This window comes from Paenibacillus taihuensis (genome assembly GCF_003386535.1).
Taxonomy (GTDB): Bacteria; Bacillota; Bacilli; order Paenibacillales; family Paenibacillaceae; genus Paenibacillus_Z; species Paenibacillus_Z taihuensis.
Window position 1 is genome coordinate 42,652 of record NZ_QTTN01000041.1, and the last position, 17,401, is coordinate 60,052.

A 17,401-nucleotide genomic window follows, 5' to 3' on the forward strand; every position below is an offset into this window, starting at 1 on the left:
AAGCAGATTGCCGAACATACACCATAAATTGCTGTTTTATGAGCGTCTTAGATTTCGCCGGAAGTCGCGAGGCGAATCATGCTGGATTTTGAGAAAAGCTTGCAGGAACGCATTGTAGCTGGCGAAGCCGCTCTGGATGCCGATCTCGTTAATGGAGAGGGAGGTGCTGATCAGCAGCCTTTTGGCATGATGGACCTTCTTGAGCTGTACGTATTCTTTGGGCGTCACCCCGTATTGCTTCTTGAATTGGCGAATAAAATGGTACAAGCTAAGCCCGGCAATTCCTGCCAAATGCGCGACGTCCTCTACGGTTAAGTAGTTCGAATCCATGTATGATTTTGCGCGTTGCAGCGATTCCGGCTCCGCACCGCCATAACCGGAAGTAGCATGGCCGCCGCCGATATCGCGCTGCTTGACATGGTAGAATTCCAGCAGGAACTGGTAGAACAGGGCCGAGATCGGCAGCTCTTGCGGCGCATCCTCATCCTTCATGAGTGTAATCATCTGCTCAAGCAAGCGGGTCAGCTCGTTGTGCGGAGCCGGCATCGATTGAATCATCGAATAAGCCCCTTCGCCGAAGAGGCGCGGCCAATAATGCTCCATATCAATGCCGTCGAAGACGAGATAGTACATCTCGAACGGATCTTTTGCCTCTGTCTTATACGCGTGCGGCACGCGCATGTCATGAATCAGGCAATCGCCTTCGACGATATCGATCCATTGGTTCGCATGCTTGAAGCTGCCTTTGCCTTTGGTGACGAACAGGATTTCATAGGCCGGATAATAGTCGCGAAAATAGGAAAATGCGCCGTGCGGTGCATCGTAACCGCCGATTAGACCGTGAAACAGCTGGCTGCGCGCAAACTCGCTTGGCGTGCCGATATATTGGTACGAAGCCTGGGGGAAGGTCGATGTCATACGAGTGCGAGCATCCTTTCTGCTATCGCTTTCAATTGCTGCCTTCATTATAGCGTGAATCCGTTGCCCCCGTCAGGCACTGCCTTGTACAATAGGGACAATATAGCTTTGTCATGAGATGGAGGTTGGACGATGGAACGAGCGGAAGCGGAGGCGCTTGCCGATTGGATGCAGCGATATAGCGAAGGCGCGGCAGTAGAAGGCTACGATGTGACGCGGATAAGCAGCGGCGGCGCGCCGTTACAGGGCTTTCATCAGTGGGCGAACGGGAAGGCGCTCGTGAATGCTTTCCATGTGAGCAGGCCGCTGGCCGGAGGAGGGGCGCTCTATGTGCTGTTCATCGATTGGCACAGGAACGACAATTATTACTTGGTGCTCTATGCCGGCGACAAATCGACCACACATGCGGAGATTCAGAAGCTTGTCTATGATGAGGCTGGGCGGCCATCGCATCTGCGCTGGACATACAATCCGCTGAAGCGTGACGGCGGCAACGCCGTGCGCAAAGCTTATTTCAAGCAGCAGTGGGGCGAGCTGGCGGTGACGATTCCAGTACTGGGGGCACTTCGTGAGGACGAGATCGAGCACTATCTCGAAGCGCTATTCGATGTCGTGGATCGGCGGCTGAGGGCGGATCGTGCACCGGAGCTTTACGGAGAAATGGACGAGATGTAAATTGTCACCCAAAAATCACCGTTATAGAATAGGCATTGCAGTCAATAAAATGTATAATACCGATAGGGATTTAAAACTATTAATCAATAAGGAGCATCATGATGTCAAAAACATTGATTTTCGGCCACAAAAACCCGGACACAGATACAATCTGTTCTGCACTTGCTTACGCGGATTTGAAAACAAAGCTTGGTCAAGAGGTTGAAGCAGTTCGTCTTGGCGAAGTGAGCAGCGAAACACAGTACGCGCTTGATACGTTCAAGGCAGCAGCGCCTCGCCTCGTTGAGACAGTTGCAAACGAAGCAAGCAATGTTATTCTTGTTGACCACAACGAGCGTCAACAAAGCGCGAGCGACATCGACAAGGTGCGTGTCGTTGAAGTTATCGACCACCACCGTATTGCTAACTTTGAGACAAGCCACCCGCTTTACTACCGCTGCGAGCCAGTGGGCTGTACGGCGACAATCCTTAATAAAATGTACAAAGAGAACGGCATCGCAATCGACAGCAACATCGCTGGCCTGATGCTTTCCGCAATCATTTCCGACTCCCTGTTGTTCAAGTCGCCGACTTGCACACCGGAAGACGTTGCAGCAGCTCGCGAATTGGCAGCAATCGCTGGCGTTGACGCTGACGTTTACGGCCTTGAAATGCTGAAAGCTGGCGCAGACCTGAGCCAGAAGACGGTTGCACAGCTGATCTCCATCGACTCGAAAGAGTTCACAATGGGCGGCTCCAAGGTTGAAATCGCACAAGTCAACGCAGTTGACGTGAACGACGTTCTGTCCCGTCAAGCTGAAGTTGAAGCGGCTCTCGGCCAAATCATCGCGGACAAAGGTCTTGACCTGTTCGTGTTCGTTGTAACAGACATCCTCAACAACGATTCCGTTGCAATCGCGCTTGGCAGCAAAGCAAGCGCTGTTGAAACGGCGTACAACGTGAAGCTCGACGATAACAAAGCGGTTCTGAAGGGCGTTGTATCCCGCAAATCGCAAATCGTTCCCGTATTGACTGAAACGCTGAGCAAGTAATCGATTGCTGCGCGTGGAATAAGAGAAACCGCATCCGATAAGGGATGCGGTTTTTTGCGTACCTGCACAGCGCATCGGCGGGCAGCAGGGGGAGTGCTGGCAGGGATAAATGGAAATATCCATTTATTTTGCTATAGAAAAGCTGTTTAGACCTAAATAAATGGAAACTACCTTTTATTTCAGCTTTCGATCAAAATTGCTCAAAGGGAACGAAATAACTGGATATGCAGTTATTACGCCGAGGACGGGCGAATTGAGACTAAATAAATGGATTTTTCCAGTTATTTCTCGCGCGGGGGCTCTCTGAGGGAGATTTGTTGGGCGTAATGGTGCAGCCCAGCGGCGTAAGGCTTCACACTCTCAGGTAAGATAACGAGGATGGCATCTACTAAGGTGCGGACGGATTCGGCTGGCTCACCGCCGCTATATTGAGCTAACGCGTAGAAACAGCGGATGCCGATATGGTCTGGAAACTCATGCACAGCCTCTTTCAGTACGAGCTTCGCCTGCTCGAACTGACCGACGTTTCTTAAGCTGGAACCGAGACTTAGCAAAGCTGAGGCGCGTTTATCAGGTGGCAGGCCAGCAGAGAGGGCCATCTCGTAATGCGGGATTGCTTCGAGCTCCTTATCCATAGCATCTAATGTTAAAGCTAGCTCGAAGCGGAACATGGGGTTATTGCCCTCTTGCTCGACATAGGGATGAAAATGGCACTAACCTCGGAACCTTCTAATCTGTATATCCTCCAACAAACCAATCTCAAACCAGAACAAGACAGCCAATATTACGCTAATCAGCCTGAAATGGTAGTTGACGATATCATCGTAACCGAGCGCTTGCTTGATCGGATACTCGATATTGCTCACGAAATTGGCAATGATTTGATTGTCGCCTTCGCCTTGCCCGTGCTCGATGCTTTGGTCGATACATACGGAGACGATCGTGAGAATGATTTGGATGCTAGGCAGAATCCATTTTAATCTAAGCTTCATGATCGCTAGGCATCCTCTCCGTATTTAACCATAAGAATGATACTTCTTGTACATATACTTGATATGCTGCTGGTGCAGTTTGGCTGTCAGCTTCTTGAGGGAGGCGGCATCGATCTGCGATACCGTTTCCGGCATCCCTTGATAGGCCTCTTTCAGTTGAGCGATGAGGTAGGCTCTGTCTTCGTCGAATTTATTTTGCAGGATGACCGAGAATAGTTCATGTACGAGCTCATCAGTTAATCGGGTCACATCCTTCAGATCAGGAGAGCTGTGAGCCTTGTTAAAGCCGATCAGCATCCCGGTTCCTTCGCGAATTTGGCCATACTGCTGGATGGTCGGTTCGACGGGAGCTCGTTCGAAAGTATCCCTCACACCGTCTGCATAGCTTCTGACATCGTGCAAGAGATCGGAAGCCTGCTGCTTGGTACGTTCGTGCAGCTGAATGAGATGCGCCAAGTATAGAATGACCATCAGAACAACGAGCCCGGGATAGAAATACCGCATGAACCTCATCTTTTCCCTCCAAATTTCCCCAGTCTTCATCGCTCTGCATCATGCCCTAACGTACGCCGAATTATGTGCAATCATGCAAAAAAGGCTGCCAATCGGCAGCCCTTAAGCACAAGTTATTCGATGAGTCCAATGCTGATAATTTCATATCCGCCGACAGCGATTGTCGCGGAACCGCCGCCGTTGCTGTCGCCATGCCGCTCTTCTGATGTATCCTCGAGAATGGTGCTCGGATACAGCTCGCGGTGCGACGGAGAGCTAACGGTCAGCTCGGCTGGCTGGCCGGACAGGTTGTACCAGCGGGCGATCCAGTCGCCGCTATCTTCGCTCACTTTGAGGCTGGAGAGCGCGAGGCCGGAAGCGCCTGTCGTGTTCCAGCTGAGCAGGCTGTGCTCGGCAGGCAGGCTGCCGCTGTGCAAGCCGGTTTGGCTGACGGTGGCACCAGGAAGCTGGTAGCCGTAAGCCTGCTGATACGCCGCGAAGCGATCTGCTTCACCGCCATGCGGAATGATCATCCATTCCGCTTCATTGTCGCCGAGGCACTGCGCATCCGGCGTCTCGAAGACGCCCCAGTCGCCAAGCTCGCCGACCGAGCGCAGGATGGTTACGGCAATCGTGCCTCTGCCGTCACGCAATACTTCATACTCATTGAGGCCTCTGTTCGCGATCGTTAGCCCGCGGTCACCACGATGCACATCGACAAAAGCGCTCTGATGCTGGCAGTTGCTCGGGTTCTGCCATTCCGCTTCCGGCTGCGTCGAGCGTTCTGCAACCTCGAAGATCGAGTCCGCATAGTGCTTCGAAGCCGTAATATCGGATGGGAAAAGAACGCGTAAACGCTGATCCTTCGCCGGATTATTGAAGCGTGCATGGACACGGACGCCAGCTTCGGAGCGGCTCAAGCTGACGCGAGTGACGATCGTAATCGGCACGAGCTTGCTCGAACGCTGCGCCTGCCGGTCAAGGAACGGAATGATCGTCGCGATCTCCGTTTGGAGACGCTCGTCGGCGCTCACCGGAATGTCGAACGTATGCGTGATTTCGAACGCTGCGAGGTATGGCGTATCTTCGACTTGTACGATTGAAGCAGCGGGAACACCTTGCGTCGTAATCGGCTGATCGCCGTTCGGCTGCTTGAAAATATACTCATTGCCGATATCCCCGACATTCTCGTAATAGCCGAGACCGGTGTAAGTCTGCCCGCTGCGCTTATCGAGCAGCGTCAAGCTGCCGTCCGCCTCGATGACAACACGCAGCGTCGCGTTCTCGAGCGTGTTCGTCGCAGTCACGAGCGAGGCATCAACCGACGCATCAACCACTGAACCAGCATCAGCCTCGTCCGGCACCCAAGCGAAGGTGGAGTAGCCCATCGCCGGGAGTTTCGCCGCCTCGAACGTCACGGCAACAACGCGGGCAAAATACGGCTGCCTGAACCTGTCGCTCGGCAGATCGTAGTTAAATCGGACGCCTTTATCGACAGCGGTGAAGGCGATCCGCTCGCCTGTATGGCTGACGAGATAGCCGTCCGCAGTCGTCTGCGAAGCGACGATTCCAGCGGTCATATCCGGCGTCTCCCCAGCTTTACTATAAAAGTACCTGCGGCCAATCTCAAGCTCCACCGTCACGACGCTCGACTCACTGTAGCCGCTCGTGCTATATACGACGAACGGCACAGCCGCCTCGCTGATCGAAGCAAAACCGCTCGTATCGATCTGCTCGCTCAAATAAGCAGCACTGTCCGCGATAACCGATGCGGCAACGCCTTTGCTTTTCTCGAAGCGAGTCTTCATCTCATGGTACACTTCATCGACGCTGCAGCCGCAAATGCTGTCATGCGGATGGTTTTGCATGAGCGTCCGCCAAGCGTAGTTCAACAATCCGTGCGGATACGGACGGCCAGCCGCATGTGCGAACGCCGCGAGCGGCTCGGCAACCTTCTCCAGCATCGTCTGCCCCCGCTGATTGAGCTGTTTAATATATACGCGCGCGGAAGCCGTGTTCACCAGCGTGAACCAACCATCCGTCCGCTGGCCGCGCAGCTCGCCGCGAATCGTGCTGAGCGATTCCGGCAGGGAAGCGTGCACGGCTTTCGTATAGTCATCATAATTCGAATGGATGAATTCGTAATCCGGGTAAAGCTCGCGAGCCGTCCGCAGCGCAGCAGACAGGTTCGCCTGCGGCGGCTGATGGTCGCAGCCGTTCATCAGCAACAGATGCGGCGTAGAAGCGAATTTCGTCGCATTCGCGATCGCATTATCCCAGAATCGGCGTGCCTTATCCGGTTCTTCCGGAATTTCCATGCCGTTGTGATACCAGTTCGCGAACAGAATGCCGAGCACTCGCGAGCCGTCCGGCGACTCCCAATACATCTCGGAGTACGGCGATTCGAGGTCCATCGCATCCGCTACGCTGTTATTGAAACCGGTCGCTTTCACGCCGCGTCCGAACACGGCGGTCGTAATGCCCGCTTGCTTCAACAGCTGCGCAGCCTGCCCCATATTGCCGAACGAGTCAGGGAAGTAGCCGAGCTTCGATACAGGACCGAATGCCCGCGCATCCCGGTGGCCGATCTGCATATTCCGCACATTCGCTTCGCTGCTGGTCAGAAACTCATCCTGCAAAATGTACCAAGGTCCTGCGGACAAGCGGCCTTCCTGCACGAGCCGAACAAGCTTTTCTTTCTTCTCGGGATAGACCTGCAAATAGTCATCGAGCACAATCGTCTGACCGTCGAGATAAAAGCTCTTGAACTCCGAATCGTGATCCATAATGTCGAGCAGCTGATCCATCGTCTGGATGAGCTTGGCATGATGCGCCTCATAAGGCATATACCATTCCCGATCCCAGTGGGTATGCGAAATGACGTGAATGACCGCTTTTGGCGTTGTCATAATGGGGACCTCCTACGTTCATATGCAACAATAAGATATATATTAATAATAGCGAAAGGCGAATTTCTTGTAAATTAAAATATATATAAAAACCCGTGACTCGGGTGGTCACGGGTTGGGGCAGCGCAGGTTATGGTCACGAGATGGATGGCGGCTCACTCGTCGATTGTCTGGTGATCAGCTTCGTGCTGAGCACAAGTTTGTTGCGATTGCTGTCTAATCCGCCTTCCGGGGCGAGGACGAGCTTCGCGGCTTCACGGCCAATGCTGTAGAAGTCCTGCTCGATCGTCGTGAGCGGCACCTCCAGATGCTCGGTGAAGGAGAGATTGTCGAAGCCGGTGATGGACAGCTGCTCCGGTACGGCGACGCCTGCTTGCAGCGCGGCCTTCAGCAGTCTGGTGGCGGTATAATCGTTCACGACAACGGCGGCTGTTGGCGCCGGGTCAATCGCGAGCAGCCGGGACAGCATGGGCTCGTTACTTTGCGCAGACTCCGATAGAAGCTCCTTGTATTCGGTGACGGAACGGATCTCGTCGATATTGATGAGCCACTCCGGCTTCGGCGGTATGCCAGCTTCGATGAGCGCATTGCAGTAGCCTTTGTACCGATCACTCACGGACACCGCTTCCTTCCACGACTGGCAGACGAACGCGATCCGCGTATGGCCCAGCTTAAGCAGATGCGATGCGAGATTGTAACCCGCTTCAATGTTATTCGAGATCACGAGCGGCGCGTCCAGCCCTTCGATGTTGCGGTCGATGAGCGCGAACGGAATGCCTTCGATGGTGAGGCTGCTGAACACATCGATGTTCTTGTAGCTGGACACCGGATACACGATAATGCCGCTCACGCGGTCCTTGGTCAGCTTCTGGATAATGCTGCGCTCCACGCTGTCGTCGTATTTGGAATTATGGAAGGTGACGTACATCCCTTGCTTCGCGCACTCTTCTTCAACCCCGCGAAAAATCTCATACCCCACTGTTTCGCTAAAAGGCATAACGAGCGAGATGACAGGCACAGCTAGAGGTGAAGGGGGAGAGGCGTGATCGGCCGAAGCGGCAGCGGCGGCTGTGTTTGCCCGGGTTCCGGCTTGCTCGGGCTGTTCGGTCACGAACGTGCCCGCTTTCTTGATTCGTTTAATGAGACCGCTCGCTTCCAGCTGGCGCATGGCATGGGTCACCGTAATAGCGCTGACGCCGAACTGCTCCGCAATCTCCGGTCCGGTTGGCAGCTTGTCCCCAGGTTTGAGCTCGGCAGAGCTGATCTGTGCGGTATAGTAATCGATAATGATCTGATAACGCGGTTTATTTTCGTTCACAATGCTCCTCCAGCTTCAGCACGGATGCATTAATGTATATTTTAATTAGTATAAAGCAATGTCGGCGATCCGCACAATAGCTGAAGCAGGGGAGGGAAAAAGCAAAAACGCAGTAACCGGCCGGTTATCTGCGTCTCATTCTGCTCGTATGATTAACTACTACGCTTCATCTACAATAAGCTTGCCCTTCATATCCTGATGGCCGGAGCCGCACATGACGGAGCAGTGGAACTGGAACGTGCCTGCGTTCGCAGCATCGAATTCGCCGCTGCCGTTGCCTTTAATATCGACGTTATAGTCAGGGATTGTGAAGCCATGTCCGCCGTCATCGCTATTCAGCGTGATTTTCACATGGTCGCCCTTCTTGACGTGAATTTCCTTCTGATCGTACTCGAAATCCTTTGCGCCGAGCTTAATCTCGATTGTCTTGCCGGATGACGAGCTGTTCGTCGCTGCAGTTGTATTGCTGGTTGAATTGTTTGTCGTGGTGGTATTAGAAGATGTATTGCTGCTGGCTGAGTTCGTGTTGACTGAATTGCTGCTGCTTCCGCAAGCGCTGGCGATGGCTGCCGTAACGATGAGCGCCAAGATCAGCACGCCTGTTTTCACTTTCACGATTAAATCACTCCCTCATAGGATTGGATGCATTTTCCATGCTAGCAGAGCAATATTAAAATAGTATGAAAGAGTTATTAAATCTTTGCAGAAGCGGTAGAGTAGGTGGAGGAGGGGAAATGCGATGCCTATTGGCTGTATGAAGAGGTTGTTTACAGACGCAGGTAGAATCGATCCTTTTGCCGGTGACGGACGCAGCAGACGGTTCATGGTCAGCATGTATTACCCTTCGGCGGCAGCGGAACAAGTGGACGACGGGGCTGCAGCTGCGGCGGCGTATCCGATTGTGCTTCTCTCGCCTGGCTTCGGAGTCGAGCGGGATATGTACGCGTTCGCCGTGCAGAAGCTGGCAGCCAGCGGGTTTGTCGTGTTGACCGTCGGCGCGACTTATGAATCGGTGAGTACGGTGTTCCCGAACGGCGAGGAGATTACACAGCTGCCTGAGCTTGCGAACCTGCAGTTAACGGACTGGCAGGGGTGGAACTCGCTGCTCGATGTGCGCGTGCAGGATCTTACCTTTGTACTGAATCAGCTGGACGTGTTGAATGAGCTGGACCCGGTGCTGCGAGGGCGGCTGAATGTGCAGCAGGTTGGAATTGTTGGACACTCGCTCGGCGGAGCCGCTGCGTATCATGTGCTCGATCGGCACGAGAGTGATCGTGTAAAAGCAGGGATCTTGCTCGATCCGAGTCTGCACTTGCTCGGCTCTGTTCGTACGAAGGTTCATACGCCGGTGCTGCTCATGCGCCAAAATGCTTCGACGTATGAGATGCTCCTCAGCAGCGGCTGGGCGGAGTCGCTTGCCAGCGAGACGATTGCGGGACAGCGGCATCTTGCCGATGTGCTGACGGGCTATCGCTGCTTCGTACGCGTCCATGGCGCGAACCATCTCACGTTCAGCGATGTGTCTGGGGCGGAAGCGGGTCTCGCGGAAAAGCATGAGCTGATCGCGACAGCAATTGCGGACTTCATGCTGGAGTTCGTCTGCGGCGTGGCGGGGCAGCATTCGAACCGGGTTCATTCGTATGCGGGGCTGAGCGTTATTCGAGGAGACGGACATTCCGCTGGATAAATTTATATCGTGAGGCTATGTGCCGCCAGGTACTACGATCATTACAATAACGATTGAACGCGGCGGAACGGACGTGGCAGGTACGGGGATGGTTATTTTGGAAGAAGTAGTCGACGTCGCTGCGCTTCTGTTAACGATTGCGCCGCTTAGCGTAAGCGCTGGAGACTTTCCGCCTGCAGCTGTGGCGGCGACGGGACAAGTACGGTACACGATGTTCATCAGCGTGAACAATCCGTTATATTCATATCGGTTCTTTCTGAGCGGACCAGTCGTGTTTAATGGAATCGCGGCCGCTGGGACGACGTAGAAGGATGAGATGAGATGACTCTCGCGGGCGCGGGGGTCATTTTTTATTTTGGCTATGTAAAGTTGGGGGAATTCGTACTCGACAAAGCCTGGCATTTTTCTACAATACGTCTACTGTATACTAAACTGGCAGTCTATCTCATCTAACCAGGAGGTAATAGAATTGCCGAAAAGAAGATGGAAATTGCTTTCCAGTATCTCCGCTAGTGTCGTTGTGGCGAGCACCTTTTTGAGCGTCGGGTCTCATGCGGAAAACCTGGCAGCAACCGCGACAATTCAGGGATGGACCACGACTGATCTAGGAGTGGCCAATGACGAAAGACTGATCGCGTTGTTGAAAAAGCAAGGGGAAATCGCCAAGGATGCAAGTCCGGCGGCAGCGGAAAAAGCGTTGACGGCTTTTTTGAAAGCGAAAAATCAAGCACCGAAGCCAAAAGTGCTCGATTCCAATGTTCTGGAAGTGTTACGAGATAAAACGACTGCAAGCGCTAATGGATTGATGAAAGGCAAGGGTAACAAATTAGGGCAAGCCAAGAAAACGACGGTTGATTCTGTTGAAAAGGAAGTCTATAACGGCGGTGTCCGTACGGATAAAGTGCTCGTTCTCGCGATCGATTTCCCGGATTACCCGAAAAGCTCCATTACCAAAGAAGAGACGGATATGTTCTATGAAGATTACACCCATGAGCACTTCCAATCGATGCTCTTCGGACCTGCTGGCTATACAGGGCCAAATGGTGCAAATATGATTTCCATGAAGCAATATTATGAAGCGCAATCGGGCGGTAGCTATACCGTTGATGGAACGGTAGCGGGCTGGTATACGGCCGATCATCCGGCAGCTTACTATGGTGGGAACGATCCAGCGCCAGATGGCGAGGATATTAATGCCAGAGGCCTGGTAGTAGAAGCGCTGAAAAAAGCCGCTCAAGATCCTTCCATCAACTTAGCCGATTACGATGTCTGGGATCGTGACGATTATAACGGGAATGGCATTTATAATGAGCCAGACGGCATCATCGACCACTTAATGGTCATTCACTCGGGAGTAGGCGAAGAAGCGGGCGGAGGAAGCTTAGGCTTTGATGCGATATGGTCACATCGCTCGAAGCTGGCAGCAGGTCCTATTGCGGTTCCAGGCGGACATTCCAATAGTGATCGCTTTGGTGGATTATTAGGGGCTTGGGATTACACGATTGAACCGGAAGACGGAGCTGCAGGTGTTTTCTCCCATGAATATGGCCACGATTTAGGCTTGCCTGATGAATATGACACGCAATATACCGGCGCCGGTGAACCGGTCGCATATTGGTCGATCATGTCAGCGGGAAGCTGGGCAGGAGACGTTCCAGGTACAGAACCATCTGGATTCAGCCCCTATGATAAAGAAATGCTGCAGAACTTGCACGGTGGAAACTGGCTCAGCGGAACCACGATTCAAGCGAATGATGTAACGAGTGCAGGAACGACGGTACTATTGGACGAAGCCTCCACGAAAGGAACCAACCAAGATGCGGTTCGAGTGAACTTGCCGGATAAAGAGAACCACGTGAACGTTCCGACAAGCGGGACGTATGAATATTACAGTGGTTCAGGAAACGATATGGAGCATTCGATGACAGCAACGGTTAACCTTGCCAATGCTGCGCATCCGATCTTAAATTTCCAAGCTTGGTACGACATTGAAAAGAATTGGGATTATGCGTCTGTCAAAGTGAAAGAAGAAGGAACTGACGTATGGACTTCCGTTCCAGGAAACATCACGACGGACAGCAACCCGAACGGCCAAAATCCAGGTCACGGGATTACGGGGACATCAAACGGGTGGGTACCGGCTGCATTTGATTTAAGTGCTTATGCAGGAAAACAGGTGAGTATTAAGTTTGATTACTGGACAGACCCTTATGTCGCTCAACGCGGTTTCTACGTGGACGATATCCAGCTCACCTCGGACGGCCAAACGATTTTATCGGATAATGCGGAAGGCGATACAGCGTTTACGTTCCAAGGATTTGCCAAAGACAAAGGAACGTACTACTCTACGAATTACTATCTGTTAGAGTGGAGATCCCACAACGGGGTGGATGCGGCTTTGGGACACATCCGCCGCGGCGCAAGCCTCATGAGTTATGACCCGGGTCTAGTGGTTTGGTACGTGGATGAAACCTATGACAATAACTGGACGGGCGTTCACCCTGGCGATGGATTCCTAGGCGTAGTCGATGCGGATCAGCGTGCGATGAGCTGGAGCGATAAAGAGATTGCTTCTTCTCGTTACCAAGTCCATGACGCTGCATTTGGATTGAATGCAACCAATTCCATGTACTTAGATTACAAAGATCTCTTGGGCATTACGATGAAAGACAATTTTACGGCTCGCAACCCATTGTTTGACGATCGTGCGGATTTCTCAAACCCGGGTCTTGTTGATGCGGGACGTAAAATTCCAACCAACGGATTAAAGTTCCGTGTGGTGGGTGAAAGTGCGGACGGCACGGTTGGTAAAGTCTTGATTTTTAAGTGATTATAGAAGTAGAGGAAACCCAGCGTGATAGCATGCGTTGGGTTTCTTTTTTGATGATAGTAGCTCTACTTCTTTCTTTTCCTAACTCAACTTGCTCAAGTCTTAATTTATCTAGTTCGACTCTCAAAGCATTAATAATGAATAGCAAGCCAACTCCAGAAATAGATCAGATTGTATATACGGAGCGGATGGATGCAATTCTACTCGTAATGAATTCCAACAATATGTGATAAAGAGATAATAAGCATTCTGTTGTCTTTTAACTTGAAGTGAACATAAGCATCGTCTGCACCATAATGTGCAATAATTGCCCCTTTCATGCTGACAGCTGGACTATAGTTCCCATATCGATAGTATATCTCGCAATTCTTGTCTAGTTCTATTATGAAAGAATTCATTGGTTCCACCTACCCTCAACCGTGAATTGCCAAATGAAATAGTGTATGCAATGTAAAAATTTTTATGTTAATGAGCTAAAGGTCATGGGAATGAAAGTGACAAAAACTGTAAATTTCACAAGATAAAAAAGGAGCTGCGGCAGCTCCTTTTAACATTTTCAACAAAAATGGGTAATGAATTTGGCAAAGGTTCAATCAGCCTTCAACAGACAAGAATTCCTCATTGGCCCGATCCAGCATCGACTTCCAGCTTCCAAAGTCGGTCTCACGGTCGACATGGCGATCGAACAGCTCATCGGGGATGTTGTCGATGTCTTCCAGGATTTTAACGTCAAAGTTTCCCTTGCGGAGAAACTCGTTGAAACATTTGAAGGAAGAATATCGGCTCATGAAGGTCTCATGAAATAACATTTCAATGTTCACGTGATTCTGGACGCCTTCATTGGATTTCGCGCCTTGAAGCTCTTTCAGCAATTCATCAAAGGAAATCGGCTTGTTTCTGTTCTTCAGACCTATCACTCCTAAATCATTTTATTCTTCATGATATCATAGTTATTGATTTGTGTATTGTGCTGTGGTATCATAATTCTAATAAACACAAAATAAACCTTAAACTCACATATTGAAAAGGGTTCTCGTTGTGCGGATTGTACCTTTTTCAATGTGTGATTTTTGTTTATACAAGAAAAAACATGTTAATCAATCATTAGGAGGCAGATTAATTTTGCAAACAGGAACAGTAAAATGGTTTAACGCCGATAAAGGCTTTGGTTTTATCGAGGCTGAAGGCGGAAACGACGTATTCGTACACTTTTCCGCAATCCAAGGCGATGGTTTCAAAACCCTCGACGAAGGTCAGCGCGTTCAGTTTAACGTGACTCAAGGCAACCGTGGACCTCAAGCCGAGAATGTAGTTAAACTGTAATCAAAATTAAACAAGCTGCACTTAACACCGAGTTAAGTGCAGCTTTTTAATTAAAGAGGAGGATTCATCTTGATTAAACGTGGCAAACCGTTAGAAGATCTTCCACATGAAGAAACTGTAATCTGGAGATGTACGCATGAGGAATGCAAAGGATGGATCCGTGATAATTTCTCGTTTGCGAAAGTGCCTGTGTGTTCGATTTGCAAGTCCCAGATGGTGAGAGGCATGAAGATGCTTCCGCAAATAATTAATACTAACAAAGGATGGGATTCCACAAATAATATTGCGAGAACACAAGGAATATTGTAGGAACACAAGGAATGGATCCATATACTATTGTCGGGTGACAAGACATGATATCATTAAAGGCCGCGAAAATCGCGGTTTTTTTATTTATGGGATCAACTTGTGTAAGAGGGCAAGAACATATATCCATTAGATGCCGCGTTTCACGCGGTTTTTTATTATATGGATTGCTAAAACTATACGGGTTGAACTCCCTCGGGGGACGATAGTTCAACGAACAGGCCATAGGGTTCGAACAAGGAGTGCCAGTTCGCCCTATAAGCTGTTCCTTGGAGTTTATCCCCTACCGAACGAAACACTTAATTGGAACGACTTGTGCCTATCTTTCGTACTACCGTTATTGATACAATGCAAGTAGAACAGCAGCGTTGAGAGAGGACCATAACAACCTTATGATGGAAGCTGAGCAAGGCAACTGGCGTAAAGAAATTGCAGCCTATGAAAGACCTAGACTTAAGAGTAGCATCTGGCAGCTCATCAATACGATCGGACCTGTAATGCTGCTTTGGCTCGCCGCCTACTTCTGTTTGTCGATCTCCGTATGGCTGACGATCGGAATTTCGATCGTGGCGGGTGGATTTCTCGTTCGGACTTTTATTATTTTCCATGATTGCTGTCACAAGTCATTTTTTAAAAATCGCAGGGCAAACGATATTATCGGCACGATTACGGGTATTCTGACCTATGTGCCCTATCTGCAATGGAAGCACAGCCACACCGTTCATCACGCGACGTGCGGCAATCTCGACCGCCGAGGGACCGGAGATATTTGGACGCTTACCGTTGACGAATATTTGACCGCTTCACCGCTGCGCCGATTAGTGTATCGATTGTATCGTAATCCGTTTATTATGTTCACGATTGGTCCGGTTTACATTTTCCTGATCGATTACCGCTTCAATCGAAAGCGTGCAGGCGCTAAAGAGCGGATCAATACGTATATTACAAATGCAAGCATAGTCGCTGTCAATTGCTTGCTCTGCTGGGCTGTCGGATGGCAGACGTTTCTCCTGATCCAGGGTACGATCTTCTTTATTTCCAGTGTTGCAGGTATTTGGCTGTTTTATGTGCAGCATCAATTCGAGGAATCGTATTATGAAGCGGACATGAATTGGGATTACGTGAAGGCAGCGATGCATGGCAGCTCCTATTATAAATTGCCCCGTATTCTGCACTGGATCACAGGCAACATCGGCTTTCATCACATTCACCACTTAAGCCCGCGGATTCCAAACTACAATCTGGAAGCCGTGCATCAGTCCAATCCGCGCATCCAGGAAGTGAGGACGATTACGCTCCTGTCCAGCCTGGCTTCGCTGAATTTCCGACTGTGGCACGAGCCCAGCAAGCGATTAATTGGGTTTCGGGATATGCGGCGGCTGGCGAGCTTGTCGGGGGAAACGGCGGCAGCAGTGGAACTATAACATGAACATCTATACAACGAAGTCGCATCTAATGCGGCTTTTTATTTATTGGTAGAAGTTCTTGTCGTTCGTTCAAGACAAGAACTTCTATACATAGCCGTATTAGGACAAGAAACTTGCTCGATGGGCGTGATAGGATTATTCGTTTCGGTGCATATCGAAGTGACTTTGAGAAGGATCAGGCGATGGGGCATTTCACCATGGCTTCATTGCCGATTCCTAAGGTTATCGAGATCGGCGAGACGGATAGCGAGTTCTTCGCCGTATCTGAGCGGGTTCCAGGAGATACGCATCTCGATCAGCTGAACGAATCGGAGATGCTCGTTCTTCTTCCGCAGTTGTTCGACGCACTCTACGAGCTTCAGATGCAGGATCTCACTAGTACGGAGAAAGTAGGGCTTTGGCGTCCGGAAGGGACTGGGCGGAGCTGGGGGGACGAGTTATTATCAATTGCGGAGCCCAGAGATAGACTTGCAGGCTGGAGAGAAAAGTTGGACAAGTTCTCTCGAGAGGCGAGTATCTTCGATGCCGGCGTATTAAAGCTCGGTAAGCTCGTGCCCCATCTTCCAGAGGTCAGAGGTATCGTCCATAACGATCTCTTGAACCGGAATGTATTGGTAAGCAATAAGAAGCTGACCGGGGTGTTCGATTGGGGAAATGCGTTCTATGGCGATCCTCTGTACGACCACGCATTGTTTCTTTATTGGTGGCCTTGGTTTCCGCAATGGCAGGGAATTGACGTAGAGGGAATAATGGACCTTCATTGGGTTAAGAGAGGTGGGGCTCCCGAACAGATGAAGGAACGCCTGCTCAGTTGTCTCATTCACATTGGGTTGGATCATATCGCCTACTGCGCCTTTAGAGATCGGACGGTTGATATGAAACGAAATGCCGATCAAGTGTTGTTGTATCTTTAATTTCAGAGCAGAGGATATGCAGAGATTGCAGCGACGTAAAGCCCGGACCCATGTCCGGGCTTTTGTCGTGTACACTCCCCAGTTGTAGTAATGGTTTCATACTGTTCCGAATTTATACAAAATTAGTTGCAATGGCATCCTATATCGCATATGATGAAATTAATAATTAGTTGCAATGACATCCTATTTAAGGAGGAGAATAAGTTGAGCAACGATTGGAGTCAACCCGATAAGACCGCAAAGGCCGCAACTGAATCACACGGCCAATACATCTCAGCCATCTATCGCCACATGCAGATATTGATCTCGTCCGAGCTGGCGCCATATCGAATCGGAAGCGGACAGTATATATTTCTGATGGCGATTGCTTCTCGGCAATCCATTACTCAGAAAGCGCTAAGCGAGAAGCTGCTCATTGACAAGACGACTACCGCCAAAGCGATTACCAAGCTGGAAGCGGAAGGATACGTGCGGAGGGAAGTCGATCCTGCCGATAACCGGTATCAGCTGCTCTATCTGACAGAATCGGGATGCGAGGTGGTTCCGAAGGTACAGGAAGCGCTGGACCGCGTTAAGAAC

General features: G+C 50.7%; 18 protein-coding genes. 10 read left to right on the plus strand and 8 right to left on the minus strand.

Annotation, left to right across the window (positions count from 1 at the left end; genetic code table 11):
• Positions 1-36 precede the first annotated feature (36 nt).
• Complete coding sequence (locus A8990_RS25355; protein WP_181909776.1) at positions 37-918, minus strand: AraC family transcriptional regulator; 882 nt, start codon at positions 916-918, stop codon at positions 37-39.
• Between the two features lie 132 nt (positions 919-1,050).
• Between A8990_RS25355 and A8990_RS25360 the strand changes: the two genes are divergently transcribed.
• Together A8990_RS25360 and A8990_RS25365 are read left to right on the plus strand one after the other, a co-directional pair.
• Positions 1,051-1,593 carry a hypothetical protein gene (locus tag A8990_RS25360; protein ID WP_116191837.1) on the plus strand — a complete coding sequence of 181 codons (543 nt, stop codon included), beginning with the start codon at positions 1,051-1,053 and terminating at the stop codon, positions 1,591-1,593.
• A 101-nt stretch (positions 1,594-1,694) separates the two neighbouring features.
• Positions 1,695-2,624, plus strand: a complete 930-nt coding sequence (locus tag A8990_RS25365) for a manganese-dependent inorganic pyrophosphatase (protein ID WP_116191838.1) — start codon at positions 1,695-1,697, stop codon at positions 2,622-2,624.
• Positions 2,625-2,905: 281 nt separating this feature from the next.
• Here A8990_RS25365 and A8990_RS25370 read toward each other — a convergent pair whose 3' ends face one another.
• The 6 genes from A8990_RS25370 to A8990_RS25395 all read right to left on the minus strand — a co-directional run bounded on the left by A8990_RS25370 (position 2,906) and on the right by A8990_RS25395 (position 8,950).
• The gene (locus tag A8990_RS25370) at positions 2,906-3,295 is read right to left on the minus strand and encodes a tetratricopeptide repeat protein (RefSeq protein ID WP_116191839.1); all 390 of its coding nucleotides are present in this window, start codon (positions 3,293-3,295) and stop codon (positions 2,906-2,908) included.
• Positions 3,296-3,337: 42 nt separating this feature from the next.
• Positions 3,338-3,616, minus strand: a complete 279-nt coding sequence (locus A8990_RS25375; protein WP_116191840.1) for a hypothetical protein — start codon at positions 3,614-3,616, stop codon at positions 3,338-3,340.
• A 24-nt stretch (positions 3,617-3,640) separates the two neighbouring features.
• Positions 3,641-4,129 (minus strand): hypothetical protein, encoded by a 489-nt coding sequence (locus A8990_RS25380; RefSeq protein WP_116191841.1) that lies wholly within the window; start codon positions 4,127-4,129, stop codon positions 3,641-3,643.
• A gap of 113 nt (positions 4,130-4,242) precedes the next feature.
• The gene (locus tag A8990_RS25385) at positions 4,243-7,017 is read right to left on the minus strand and encodes an alpha-mannosidase (protein ID WP_116191842.1); all 2,775 of its coding nucleotides are present in this window, start codon (positions 7,015-7,017) and stop codon (positions 4,243-4,245) included.
• Between the two features lie 136 nt (positions 7,018-7,153).
• The gene (locus A8990_RS25390; protein ID WP_116191843.1) at positions 7,154-8,335 is read right to left on the minus strand and encodes a GntR family transcriptional regulator; all 1,182 of its coding nucleotides are present in this window, start codon (positions 8,333-8,335) and stop codon (positions 7,154-7,156) included.
• 159 nt (positions 8,336-8,494) lie between these two features.
• Positions 8,495-8,950 (minus strand): cupredoxin domain-containing protein, encoded by a 456-nt coding sequence (locus tag A8990_RS25395; protein ID WP_245996210.1) that lies wholly within the window; start codon positions 8,948-8,950, stop codon positions 8,495-8,497.
• 124 nt (positions 8,951-9,074) lie between these two features.
• Between A8990_RS25395 and A8990_RS25400 the strand changes: the two genes are divergently transcribed.
• From A8990_RS25400 to A8990_RS25410, 3 genes are all read left to right on the plus strand, one after another.
• A complete protein-coding gene (locus A8990_RS25400) occupies positions 9,075-10,022 on the plus strand; it encodes an alpha/beta hydrolase family protein (RefSeq protein ID WP_116191845.1) in 948 nt (315 codons plus the stop codon).
• Between the two features lie 19 nt (positions 10,023-10,041).
• Positions 10,042-10,329, plus strand: coding sequence for a hypothetical protein (locus tag A8990_RS25405; protein WP_116191846.1), 288 nt, complete (start codon positions 10,042-10,044; stop codon positions 10,327-10,329).
• A 162-nt stretch (positions 10,330-10,491) separates the two neighbouring features.
• Positions 10,492-12,852 (plus strand): immune inhibitor A domain-containing protein, encoded by a 2,361-nt coding sequence (locus tag A8990_RS25410; RefSeq protein ID WP_181909777.1) that lies wholly within the window; start codon positions 10,492-10,494, stop codon positions 12,850-12,852.
• Positions 12,853-13,445: 593 nt separating this feature from the next.
• On the opposite strand, the gene A8990_RS25420 is transcribed toward A8990_RS25410, so the two are convergent.
• Entirely contained in the window at positions 13,446-13,673 is a 228-nt protein-coding gene (locus A8990_RS25420) for a hypothetical protein (protein WP_342772945.1), read from the minus strand.
• Between the two features lie 301 nt (positions 13,674-13,974).
• Between A8990_RS25420 and A8990_RS25425 the strand changes: the two genes are divergently transcribed.
• The 5 genes from A8990_RS25425 to A8990_RS25445 form a co-directional block, all read left to right on the plus strand.
• Entirely contained in the window at positions 13,975-14,175 is a 201-nt protein-coding gene (locus A8990_RS25425; RefSeq protein WP_116191848.1) for a cold-shock protein, read from the plus strand.
• Between the two features lie 69 nt (positions 14,176-14,244).
• Positions 14,245-14,484, plus strand: a complete 240-nt coding sequence (locus A8990_RS25430; RefSeq protein WP_116191849.1) for a cold-shock protein — start codon at positions 14,245-14,247, stop codon at positions 14,482-14,484.
• A 389-nt stretch (positions 14,485-14,873) separates the two neighbouring features.
• Positions 14,874-15,905, plus strand: a complete 1,032-nt coding sequence (gene desA / locus A8990_RS25435; protein ID WP_116191850.1) for a Delta(5) desaturase DesA — start codon at positions 14,874-14,876, stop codon at positions 15,903-15,905.
• A 185-nt stretch (positions 15,906-16,090) separates the two neighbouring features.
• Positions 16,091-16,822 carry a phosphotransferase family protein gene (locus A8990_RS25440; protein ID WP_116191851.1) on the plus strand — a complete coding sequence of 244 codons (732 nt, stop codon included), beginning with the start codon at positions 16,091-16,093 and terminating at the stop codon, positions 16,820-16,822.
• 204 nt (positions 16,823-17,026) lie between these two features.
• Positions 17,027-17,401: MarR family winged helix-turn-helix transcriptional regulator (locus A8990_RS25445; protein ID WP_245996211.1), on the plus strand; the 375-nt coding region annotated here is incomplete at its 3' end.

Bases quoted from the DNA above. Each gene is read 5' to 3' on its own strand.
- A8990_RS25355 (WP_181909776.1), bottom strand. From the start codon at position 918: ATGACATCGACCTTCCCCCAGGCTTCGTACCAATATATCGGCACGCCA.
- A8990_RS25360 (WP_116191837.1), top strand. From the start codon at position 1,051: ATGGAACGAGCGGAAGCGGAGGCGCTTGCCGATTGGATGCAGCGATAT.
- A8990_RS25365 (WP_116191838.1), top strand. From the start codon at position 1,695: ATGTCAAAAACATTGATTTTCGGCCACAAAAACCCGGACACAGATACA.
- A8990_RS25370 (WP_116191839.1), bottom strand. From the start codon at position 3,295: ATGTTCCGCTTCGAGCTAGCTTTAACATTAGATGCTATGGATAAGGAG.
- A8990_RS25375 (WP_116191840.1), bottom strand. From the start codon at position 3,616: ATGAAGCTTAGATTAAAATGGATTCTGCCTAGCATCCAAATCATTCTC.
- A8990_RS25380 (WP_116191841.1), bottom strand. From the start codon at position 4,129: ATGAGGTTCATGCGGTATTTCTATCCCGGGCTCGTTGTTCTGATGGTC.
- A8990_RS25385 (WP_116191842.1), bottom strand. From the start codon at position 7,017: ATGACAACGCCAAAAGCGGTCATTCACGTCATTTCGCATACCCACTGG.
- A8990_RS25400 (WP_116191845.1), top strand. From the start codon at position 9,075: ATGCCTATTGGCTGTATGAAGAGGTTGTTTACAGACGCAGGTAGAATC.
- desA (WP_116191850.1), top strand. From the start codon at position 14,874: ATGATGGAAGCTGAGCAAGGCAACTGGCGTAAAGAAATTGCAGCCTAT.
- A8990_RS25440 (WP_116191851.1), top strand. From the start codon at position 16,091: ATGGGGCATTTCACCATGGCTTCATTGCCGATTCCTAAGGTTATCGAG.